Source organism: Butyricicoccus sp. AM27-36, from assembly GCF_003480945.1.
Classification (GTDB): domain Bacteria; phylum Bacillota; class Clostridia; order Oscillospirales; family Butyricicoccaceae; genus Agathobaculum; species Agathobaculum butyriciproducens.
The window spans coordinates 507,636-517,769 of sequence record NZ_QUJR01000001.1 but is presented as its reverse complement, the minus strand read 5'-3'; the positions used below and the strand labels follow the sequence as shown (position 1 = coordinate 517,769).

The window sequence follows — 10,134 nt, the reverse complement described above, 5'->3', positions numbered from 1 at the left end:
CTCCTTACGCCGACAGCGCCGCAGTCACATAGTCCGCGTCGTATTCAAGGACGAATTCGCATTCCCTCATGGGGCTTGCGGGGGTCATGTAGATATGGAAAACAGCCTTGCCCGCCATAAGCGCGGTCGTGCTGTTCTCTTCGTCCAGAAACTCCACGCGTGCGCCCAACAGCTTTTCTTCCGAAACAAGGCCGTTCAGCCAAATGTTTACGGAATCAACGATGCTGTCGATAAGGCGGCGCGTCATTTTCTTGTCGATCTTGCTCCAATAAGTAAGAATGACAGAACGGGCAACCCAACCGAACATACGGGAAACGGAAATGAAGTAGTTCTTCACGTCCGTATCGGCGGGGAAACAGGCGGTTTCGTCGCCCCACAGCACATAGCTTCCAATGAAGTTCAGCGCCGTAACGATACCGTTACTGTTCAGGTAGTTTGCCTGCGCGAGATCGAGAAGCACAGTCGTTCCGTCCGCAAGCATAGCGCGGTCGATCTGCAAGGACTTGTTCGACGGGCTTTCCGCCGGGCAACCGCCGTTGTCCGAATCGGTCTTTCCCATCAGGCCCGCGGCGTGGACGGACGCATGAAACGCACGGTCGCCCAGCCCGAACATAGGCCAGCAGAGAATTTCCGCCTTGCTGTTCATGTTCTGTGCTTTCTTCCATGCGGGAACGTCCGCGTAGTGGCGAACGGTGTTGGTGTCCGCGTCGATCAGGGCTTTTGCACCCGTGAACACGGTGTTGATTGCATCCGCCTTTGCGGTCATAACCGCCGCGACGTTGGATTTGTCGGACCAGCCGGGGGCAACGATAAGGTCGGGGACGATGCCGTATTTCGGGAAAACCTTGTCGATCAGTTCAAGGCCGGAATACTTCTTCGTGCTGGTGTCGAAGCCGCCGATAATGTCGTTTTCGTTGATTTTGGAGGGGTCCACCGCGTCGAACGTGATTGTCAGTTCTCCCGTTTCAGCGGGAATACTGCCGCCGTCCAGAACTTCAAGAATCAGGTTTTCGCCCTCATAGAAAAGTTCATAGTCGGTCCCGGCGGTGTAGCTTGTCACCTTGACCGTGTTTTTCAGGGCTTCGAGGGGAAGCAGAACTTTTCCGTCTGCGACGGGGTAGTTCTGTTCTGCGACGCTCTTCTTGTGCTTCGCAGGGTCAAGCACGTTCACGAACACCACAGGGGCCACGCCGTACAGCTTGAACTGCGAATAGATAGCTTCGCAAATGGGGTACTTCTCCCAATCGTCGCTATACCCCAAAGCGGCGACGGCTTCCGCGTAAGACTGACACATGATAGGGTCGTTCGGTGCGCCGCCCACGGTATGACCGGGGGCCGCGCCGACGACGAACGCAATACCAGAATCGGCGGTTACAGGGGTAGAAATCGACGTGTCGTTCTGACGCGTCGAAACGCCGTGAAAATAGTTTGCCATCGTTTATACCTCCTTGTTTCCTCGCATTGTCGAAACAATGTCGTTGTAATACTTGTGCGCGATATTGCCGGGGGTCTTGACCTTTGCGGCAAACGCGGAAAGCCGCTCCACGGGAACGATCAGACGTTCCGCCTGCGGGTAGTCTTCCAGCACGTCCGCAAGGTAGGCTTTCACGTCCTCGAACGTACCGTTGAATACGGCGTGTTCTTTCAAGCGTCCGTGCGGGAGGGAGGGACCGGCATACACGAACAGGCCGTAGCCCTCCGGGGCGGCTTCCTGCGCGTCCTCTGCGGGCGGCTCTGTGTCGCTGTCCCCGGTAGTGCTTTCCTCGCCGTCCTGCGGCTCCTGTGTCGCTTCGTCGCCCTCCGCCGGGTCGTTACCCTCCGGGGGCGTTTCTGCGCCGTCCTGCGGCTCCTGTGCGCCCTCTGCGGCGCGTGCCTGTTCCAGCAGTTTTAGAATGTCGTTTTTCTTCATGCTGTCGTCGGCTTCGATGCCGTGTTCCGCGGCAATTTCCAGCAGTTCGTTTTTGCTCATGCTGGACTTGAATTCTACTGCCATATCTGTTGAACCTCACTTTCGATAATCGGCATTGCCCATTTCGTCATCATTTCGCCCAAATAGTAAGGGGCTGTGCTGTCCGGGTACACAATCATTTCAAGTGGAGATTTCAAGACGAACTGCCCGCCGACAACGCCATCTTTCAGCAGGGCGACACGGATTCGCGTCAGCAGGTTCAAGACGCACATTGCGCCCTCGCTTTCGTCCTCCGAATAGGTGGCGGCGACGATACGCACGGCGCATTCGCTTTCCGGGTCCTGTCCCTGTTCCTGCGTGTCGGTGCTTTTGATGTACTGCAACAGCAGGTAGGGGACCCGCTCCGTCTGCGCGGTTTTGTTCGGCAGGCGCATTTTATAGACCTCCGCCGCGCGTTCCTTGTTCTCTCCGCTCTTGCGGTCCACCCGGACGGGTAAAAGAATGTCTTTTGTTTCTTGCTTCACAAACGCTTCCAACGCGTCAAGCAGTTGTAAAGGTGTCATGCGTTCAACCTCCGTACCCGTTCAGAATGCGGGTGATTTCGTGTTCAACGCGCTTGTTGATGACCTCTTGTGCCTTTTCCTCCACGTCGGCAAGAACGATACTGTTTCCCGCCATCTGTGCCGTAGACGGTCCCATGAACTCGCTGATAGGCAGGCGCTTTGAACCGTCGCGCTCGAACATACCTGTATGTCCGCTTTGCATTCGTGCAATGAACGCGTCTTGAAACGGCGTGCGCCCGTTTCCGGCAAGCACCGCCGCCGACACGGTAGCCCGTTGGATAGGAATTGTCGGCGATACGTTGAAGCGGTATAGCGGTATCTTGTGGCCCGCAAACAGGACAGTTCCAACAATTCCGCCGTCGCTGGACTGTGTGCGGACCTTGATTGTCGTTTCCGCCCGGACGTTCTGCCGCGTGATTGCATAAACGGTCGTGATGCCCTTTAGGGTTTCAGAACGAACGGTATTGTTCGCCCGGCGGATAGTGCTTGACAGCGCCTTTTCTATTCCGCCGGGAACACCTGACAAAATCAGGTTGACCCGCTCGATCTGTTCGGCTGTAATAGTAATCATTCGGTCAGCATCTCCAAATAAAGAACGATTTCCCCGGCTTCCGGGTGAACCTTTGTGATTTGGTAAATGTGGTCGCCGATTTCCATGTTCAGGCCCTTTTGCGGAATGGTCTTCAACAGGGATAGCGGGACATATACAACAAGGTCAACAAGAACCAAGCCGTCTACATGGTCCGTAGACGGCTTTTTCCTGTCCTGTGCGCCGCCGTCATCAATGATGACAGGGCCTTTGTAGCGCACCCCGTCAATCCAGAATTCCATAACGTCGGCGTGTTCGCGGGCGTTATGGAATATTGCTGTAAGGTCCCGTTCAACCTGCGCTTTGAAGTTCATTACAGGACCTTTGCAACGTACCAGCTATTGACCTCATGGGGAACGGTCAGCGGCTTACTGTTGACTTGCAGGAAGCGGCGGTCCGGGCGGCGCTCAACCCACGTCTGCGGCACGCGGTCGCCCTCCACGGTAACAAACGTCTTGCCCTCTTCGGGAATCATGGTGATTGCGCCGTAGTAGATGGAATACTCCGCTTCGGTAGACAGCAGGGCAAGCGTGCCGTCAGGAACAAGCGGCTTCTGCGTCGGGGCGTTGGGGTTGGTCCAGTTGTCCAGATACCACTCGTTGTACTGGTAGAGGTCAAGGCCCAGCTTGTGAATAGTGCCGATGTAGGTAAGGCCGTTCGGCAGTTCGCGGGGCTTGATAACTGCCAAATCGTAGGCGCGAACGTCCAAAACGGACTTGACCTTTGCATTGTTTACAAAGGCGTTCGCAACGTCCTTTGCCATGATGCAGATATTGCAGTTCACAAAGCCCTCTTTCTGGACGGCTTCGCGCCAGCGCTCCAAATCGCCCAGCGGGTCGGAAGTATCGGCGTTCCACTTCTTTTCGGTGCTGACGATGGTTTCCTTGTTGGTGAAGTCAAAGTCGATAACTTCGTTCAGGCCCTCGCCGATAATGGGAATCTGCCCGGTGAAAATGGCGGTAGCCGCCATCCACTCTTCGCGGCGCACGATCATTTCGTTCAGTTCGCGCAGGTCGTCCGCCAGCTTCTCAACGGCACGCTCCGCGGGTGTTCTGCCGCTGTACGGGTTTTCACCCGCAGAACGGTTCAGCAGGTCGTCAACGGTGGTGATTTTGTCAGGGGCCAGCAGAACAGGGGTGTAAGTCTTCGTCTGGTAGCCGCTGTTCGGAACCACCTTGCCGCCGACTTTCGGGTGAACGAACGGTGCGAGGGCGCGGCTTCCTTTCTTGAAGTCAACGTCAACGCTCTTCGTGGGGAAAGTGCGGCGGTTCTTGAACAGGGTATCGCGGAAAAAGGTATGCACAGGGGGCATTCTGGTAATCAGCTTACCCAGCGTGCGCGGGGTGTAAATAGTTGTTTCGATAGCCATTTTCTCTTCGCTCCTTTACTTCAAAAAGATTCCGATATTGCGGAACGCCTTTGCCAGCGTATCGGCGGTCACGCCCTCCGGCAAGGTGATAGCGTCCGCGAAAAATTCGCCCGTCAGATAGACGACGATTTCTTCCGTGGCTTCTGCGGCGGTCGCGGCGATGCCGTAAATGCCCGCCGTGGTGTTCTCATACTCGGACTTTGCCGGGGTGCTTGTGCCGCTCACGGCTTCGCTTGCGGCGACTTTTACAACGGGTTCAATGCCGTTGTCTGTCAGCTTGACGGGTTCGTACTGCTTGACGCTCTTCCCGGCGGCAACAGCCTTGACCGCCGTAACAACGGGGTATTCTCCGGCGAAAAACTTCACGGGTACGCTCTGGTCTTTCTGGATTTCGTACATATGGTGCTTCCTCCTTTACTTCGTCGCGGGGAACAGCTTGTCAATGGCCTTGTCAACGTCATTGTCTCCGCCGCCATCGCCCGCGCCCTCATGTGCGCCCGCTCCAACGTCGCCCGCACCGCTCTTCTGCGCGTCGTCGTCGCGGTTCTTGATGTAAGTTCCGCCCTGCTTCTTCTGCGCGGCAACGATAGCTTTTGCCACGTCGCCCGCCGCAATGGGGTTGTTGAACTTCGCGTCGTTTACGATGCTCTCATAGCCCGCAAGCGCCACGTCTTCAATGTCCTGAATGCGCTTGCGCTCCGCGGTGGTCGCCGCGTCCTCGATCTGACGCGTCAGGTCGGGGAAAGCCGCTTTCAGGCCGTCAACCGTAGTGATTTTTTCGATTCCGTCCATTGTGTTTCGCTCCTTTTCGGTATTTTTATGGTTGGTTTTATTTGAAAAACCGCCGGGCGTGCGGGCCGTCATGCGGTTTAACAACGATACAGGCATATTCGGAAAGCGCGTCAGGTCGAGGGAAACGCTGTTCACAACGACTTTCGCCGCATTTTCCACGGTCGTTTCCGCGTCCTCAAACATAAGTTTGTCGCAGAAACCCGCGTCAACGGCCTGTTTGCCGTCGTACCACGTTTCAGCCGCCATGATTGCGGCAACGTCCGCCGCGTCCTTTCCCGTTTTCAGGGTATAGGCGTTCACGATAGACTGCTTGATAACCTTTAGTTCATCGGTCATTTTCGCAAGTTCCGTTTCGTTGAAGTAGCCCAACAGCCCCAACGCCGGGTCATGCACCATGAAAACGCCGTTTCCGGGAATTTCGATGCTGTCGCCCGCCATTGCAATAATCGTCGCCGCAGATGCGGCCCAACCGTCGATTTTCACGGTGATTTTCGCCGCGTTGTCTTTCAGGCGGGTGTAAATGGCATTTGCGGCGAACACGTCACCGCCGCCGCTGTTGATTCGTACCACGATTTCAGGTACAGCGCCCAGCGCGTCCAGTTCCTCCGTGAACTGCCGCGGGGTCACTTCATCGCCCCACCATGTTTCGGAAGCAATATCGCCGTAAAGAATGAGTTCCGGGGGATTGTCCCCGCTTGCTGGTTGGAAGTTCCAAAAGTGTTTATTCTTCGGTTTTGCCTGCGGCGTTGCCGTTTTCTCCATTTTCTTTTACCTCCCTTAACATTTTTTCTTCGCGCTTCAACTGCGCGGCGTTTCGGTAGAAGTCTGAACCGTTCATTTCCATAGCTTCGCGGTCGCGGGTGGAGAAACCATTCTGCACGCGCTTTTCCGCCGCGGTGACTTCCTGTACCGGGTTCAAAAGGCCCTGTGCCGGTCCGTTCCACTCTGCGCCCGTGTACGCCTTGCGTATCAGCGGGTCAGAGAAAAAGCCGGGCGCTGGAATGCGGCCCTTTGCCACAGCTTCGGCGAACCATTCTTCATAGACTGGTTGGCAAAAATCATTTGCAAGCCACGTCCGATACATACGGAACATTTTCCATGCTTCCAGAAGCGCCCCGCGGGACGCGCTGTAAGACGCGTTGAAGTTCTTTACCAACAGTTCATAGGGGATTTCAAGGGCCGCGCCGATCTGACGGCAGATAGCCACAACGAACCCGTCAAAAGCCGTGTTCGGTCTGCCGGGGTTCATGTCGTGTGCTTTTTCGCCCTCGTTCAAATCCACGATTGCGCCGGGGGCAAGTTCAATCGTGCTGTCGTCGCCTGCGTCTACTTGTGCGTCCTCTGGAATGATTTCACCGAACCCGCCGTCGCTGGACGCGGATTCTTTTTCGATAAACACCGTGAACATACCAGAAACCACGGCGGCGACAAGTTCCGCGTCTGTATATCGCCCAAGCTGTTTCAGCGCTTCAATGACCGGGGCAAGAAACGGCACGCCGCGGCGCTGTCCGATGCGCTCCCGGTTCATAATGTGAAGCACATTTCGCCGCCCGGTCTTTGCGCCCCACGCTTCAACGCGTGTCCACCCGGTTTCCGTCATGTCATACGAAAGCGGATGGTGCTTGCTGATATGGTAGGCCACGACTTCGCCCGCGTCGTTGGTTTCAACGCCGCCGATGATATGCGGGTCAACAATCCCGTTCGGATTGCTCAACCTGTCCGCTTCGATCAGACAAATTCGCAGGTCGTAAGGCATATTCGCCCGCTTTGTCACGGGTAATGTTGCGATAACGTCACCGCTCATAAGCCAGTTCAGAAACGCGAGTTGTTGCAGTTCGTAGAAATTGTCAAGCCGTTCAAGGTCGCAGGCGGTTGAATCAGCCCACAGTGAAAATTCCCGCTCGATTTTGCGTTCAAGGTCGCGGGCGGCTTCTTCGTCCATTCCCAACGCTTCATAGTCGATTTGACTTTTCAGCCGCAGGCCGGACCCGATGACGTTTGTTCGGCAGGTTTTCAGCGCACCCGTCGCCAACGGAACACCCATGTAGAGGTCGCGGCAACGTTGCCGCAGGGTCGATAAATTGTCCTGAATATCTTCCTTTGCGGACCCGCCGCCATACAGCCAGCCCGCAAGCGATTTCTTCGTGTGTGATGCGCCGTAGTTTCCATACCCGCTATCCAGAATATCCAGCTTCCGGCGGGCGGCGGCGCGTTTTACCGCCGTTTGCGGGGACACGGCGGCAATCACCCGGTCTAATGCGTTCAAACCGCTTCACCGTCCTTTCTCACAGGTCCCGCGGCACTACCCGGAACACGCGGTTTCTTCCGCCGCGGGCTTCGATGTTTTCCAGCCGGGAAACCTCATTCGTCCAATACTTGATGCGTTCGCCGATTTCGGAAAGGTCGGCTTTCGTCAGGCTCCGCGAACCGATGGTATAGCTTTGATGCGTTGTTACCTCCAATTCGGCGGCAAGCCATGCTTCAAGGTGTTTTCGCGCGATTTCAAGCCGCGCTTTCTGTGATGTAGCCATTTATAGAATTCCTCCGTTCGTCCGTGAACGCCTGCCGCGCCGCCGCGGGGCGGGTGCGGTGGTGTCATGCTCCGGCGGCTTCAAAATCGGGTTTGCGATTTCCAGCGCGACGGTCGCATAGTTCCGAATGTCCAACGGCTCGTTTCGCTTGTAGCCGCCGTCTTTCAGGGTCCAGACGTATTGTGCTTTGCCCCGCTTGTAGCTGATAACCATTTTTTCGGCGGTTAGGCCCTTGAAGTATTCCTGCGTATATCCCCGGTCTTTCTCCCGCGGGAAGTGGCAGTAATTCGGCCCCTCTTCCTGCACCGCCAAACGCTGATATAAAAGCGCCTTGCCTGTATCAACGCCCACGGTGAAAAGCGGGGTTTTGATGTTGTTTGCCGTGGATGGTCGGTTGAAGTACGGGACTTCCGCGCCGCCCTTGCCCTTGATTGCAAACACGCGACGGGCTGTCCGCTCCTTGCAGAAGCGGTAAACCTGCGTCGTGAAGTGTCCGCCGGAATCGACGCAGGCGCAAATGATTTTCAGGTGTCTTCCGTCTGCCGTCGTGAACGTCTGTGAAAGAAAGCGGTCCAGTTCGTCCCATACGGGCTTTAGCTTCAAATCTCCGTAAATGACTTGATACTTGATGCCCCAACTTTCCTTGTCCACGCCCCAGCCGACGACTTCCGCTTCAAAGCGGTCGTCCTGAACGTCAACGCCCGCCGTCAGTACAAGAACTTCTTCCGGCACTTCGCAATTATACTTTTCGCGGCGCTTGTAGAGGTCGTCCGTTTCGATCTGTTCTCCGTCCTCTTCCCACGTTTCGCCCATTTCGGTATTTGTCCAGACTTTCAGAAGTTCGATGTTGCCTTTTTTCTTCTCTTCGTTCGCAGTCAGGAATTTTTCAACGATTTCCCGCCAATCCACGAACAGGGAAGCAAGGGCGTTTAGGTGGAAGCCCCGGACCTTTCGTTCCGGGTGGGCCGCAACGAATTTTCCGTTGATGTACTGTTCTTTCCACTCCGTTTCGCTGGAAACCACGCCGCAGGCCGGGCAGGTACAGCCGATTTCGTCCAGCTTGTCCCGGTCAAATACGATGTTCGCCCACAGTAGGGGCGTGAATGCTCCGCAGGCCGGACAAGGTACGTTCCATTCTTCTTGCGTGCTGTGTTCAAATTCAACAGCGATGCGGGACGTTTCCTTGTTGGTAGGGGTCGAAACGCAGACTTCTTTTTTATTCCAAAACGTCGCAAGACGTTTTCCGGCAAGTAACAGGGGGTCGCCCTCGTTGCCCGCCGTCGCCGGGTATCGGTCGATTTCGTCCGCAAGCAGAATGCGGATAGGGCGTGACGCAAGGGACGACGGCGAATTTGCGCCTACCATCGTTACATGACCGCCCGGAAAGATTTTTTGCAAAATGGTGTTGCCGCTGTTCCGGCTTTTGTCGTTCACCTTGTCGCGCAGAACCGGGGTATCGCGCAACATAGGTGAAAGACGGTCTTTGCTGAATGTTTCCGCCATCTGAATAGTTGGTTGCATAACCATAATCGGTGACGGGTCGTAGTGCATATAGTAGCCGATAGGATTTAATATAAGCGCGTCTGTTTTACCAATCTGCGCCGCGGACATGATAACGACTTTCTGAACCCTCATGTCGCATACTGCGTCCATGATTTCGCGTTGATACGGGGCCTTTGACGTGCGCCATCGCCCCGGCTCTGCCGATGATTCGGAGGACAAGCGGCGGTATTTGTCCGCCCATTGTGAAACGGTCATGTTGGGGGGCGGGGCCAGAACGGAGAAGATGCGGGTGAACAGGTCAACCGTCGCTTTTTTCATCTTCTTTCACCCTTTCCCCGAATGTCGTTTTGAAGTCCGAAAGTTCCATCAACGCTTCGTCGATGTGGTCTTTCAGCAGGGCGAAAATTTCCGCCTTGTCCGTCTTTTTACAAAGGACCGGGGCCAGCTTCGAGGGAATCGCCATAAGCCGGGATTTGAAGTTTACCAGCATATCAGTCATAACGGCTTCGATGTCCTCCGCCGCGTGAAGCTGATTTTCTTTCAACTGCAATTCGTACTCTTCGTTTTTGCGCTTCGCCCGAACCAGCTTTGCCCGCTCCGTGTTGTAATCTATGGTTTCGTCGCCCTCCGGGTTTCGCTTTCGGAGGTAGTTAATATAGCGGTGGTTCGTGTCGATCAGGTCATACAGGCCGGGGCGAACCTCCGCTATCACTTTTTCGTCGCGCAACTGCCGGACGCGCCGTTCTGACACGTCCAGAAACCGGGCAACCGCCCGCACGTCGTAAAGTTTCACGGTTTTTCACCCCTCCCAAGCCCTTATTTCTCGAAAAAACACCCCCATACTGAAAAAATCGGCACGGCCCGGAAGCGTTCAAAAA

Annotated in this window: 12 protein-coding genes; all 12 read right to left on the bottom strand. The window is 55.6% G+C overall.

Annotated elements, in window-relative coordinates:
* Positions 1-4: 4 nt before the first annotated feature.
* Genes DW724_RS02495 through DW724_RS02440 form a run of 12 tightly spaced genes read right to left on the bottom strand, consistent with a single transcriptional unit; the run spans position 5 to position 10,049 of the window.
* The gene (locus tag DW724_RS02495; RefSeq protein WP_118648492.1) at positions 5-1,435 is read right to left on the bottom strand and encodes a phage tail sheath family protein; all 1,431 of its coding nucleotides are present in this window, start codon (positions 1,433-1,435) and stop codon (positions 5-7) included.
* Between the two features lie 3 nt (positions 1,436-1,438).
* The gene (locus tag DW724_RS02490) at positions 1,439-1,993 is read right to left on the bottom strand and encodes a hypothetical protein (protein WP_118760524.1); all 555 of its coding nucleotides are present in this window, start codon (positions 1,991-1,993) and stop codon (positions 1,439-1,441) included.
* On the bottom strand, positions 1,984-2,472 hold the full coding sequence (locus tag DW724_RS02485; RefSeq protein ID WP_118760523.1) for a hypothetical protein: 489 nt from the start codon (positions 2,470-2,472) through the stop codon (positions 1,984-1,986). The genes DW724_RS02490 and DW724_RS02485 overlap by 10 nt, the downstream gene beginning before the upstream one ends.
* A 4-nt stretch (positions 2,473-2,476) precedes the next feature.
* Positions 2,477-3,043, bottom strand: a complete 567-nt coding sequence (locus DW724_RS02480; protein ID WP_118648486.1) for a phage tail protein — start codon at positions 3,041-3,043, stop codon at positions 2,477-2,479.
* Complete coding sequence (locus DW724_RS02475) at positions 3,040-3,375, bottom strand: hypothetical protein (protein WP_118760522.1); 336 nt, start codon at positions 3,373-3,375, stop codon at positions 3,040-3,042. The genes DW724_RS02480 and DW724_RS02475 overlap by 4 nt, the downstream gene beginning before the upstream one ends.
* The gene (locus tag DW724_RS02470; RefSeq protein WP_117490801.1) at positions 3,375-4,430 is read right to left on the bottom strand and encodes a major capsid protein; all 1,056 of its coding nucleotides are present in this window, start codon (positions 4,428-4,430) and stop codon (positions 3,375-3,377) included. Before DW724_RS02470 ends, DW724_RS02475 begins: the two co-directional genes overlap by 1 nt.
* A 15-nt stretch (positions 4,431-4,445) precedes the next feature.
* Positions 4,446-4,829, bottom strand: coding sequence for a hypothetical protein (locus tag DW724_RS02465; protein WP_118760521.1), 384 nt, complete (start codon positions 4,827-4,829; stop codon positions 4,446-4,448).
* A 15-nt stretch (positions 4,830-4,844) separates the two neighbouring features.
* Positions 4,845-5,984 carry a head maturation protease, ClpP-related gene (locus DW724_RS02460; RefSeq protein WP_118760520.1) on the bottom strand — a complete coding sequence of 380 codons (1,140 nt, stop codon included), beginning with the start codon at positions 5,982-5,984 and terminating at the stop codon, positions 4,845-4,847.
* Complete coding sequence (locus DW724_RS02455) at positions 5,944-7,488, bottom strand: phage portal protein (protein ID WP_117490809.1); 1,545 nt, start codon at positions 7,486-7,488, stop codon at positions 5,944-5,946. Before DW724_RS02455 ends, DW724_RS02460 begins: the two co-directional genes overlap by 41 nt.
* 19 nt (positions 7,489-7,507) lie before the next feature.
* Positions 7,508-7,753: a DUF6148 family protein gene (locus DW724_RS02450; RefSeq protein ID WP_117490811.1), complete on the bottom strand. Its 246-nt coding sequence runs from the start codon at positions 7,751-7,753 to the stop codon at positions 7,508-7,510.
* Positions 7,754-9,574, bottom strand: coding sequence for a phage terminase large subunit family protein (locus DW724_RS02445; protein ID WP_118648476.1), 1,821 nt, complete (start codon positions 9,572-9,574; stop codon positions 7,754-7,756).
* Positions 9,555-10,049 carry a hypothetical protein gene (locus DW724_RS02440; RefSeq protein WP_118648474.1) on the bottom strand — a complete coding sequence of 165 codons (495 nt, stop codon included), beginning with the start codon at positions 10,047-10,049 and terminating at the stop codon, positions 9,555-9,557. The genes DW724_RS02445 and DW724_RS02440 overlap by 20 nt, the downstream gene beginning before the upstream one ends.
* Positions 10,050-10,134 lie beyond the last annotated feature (85 nt).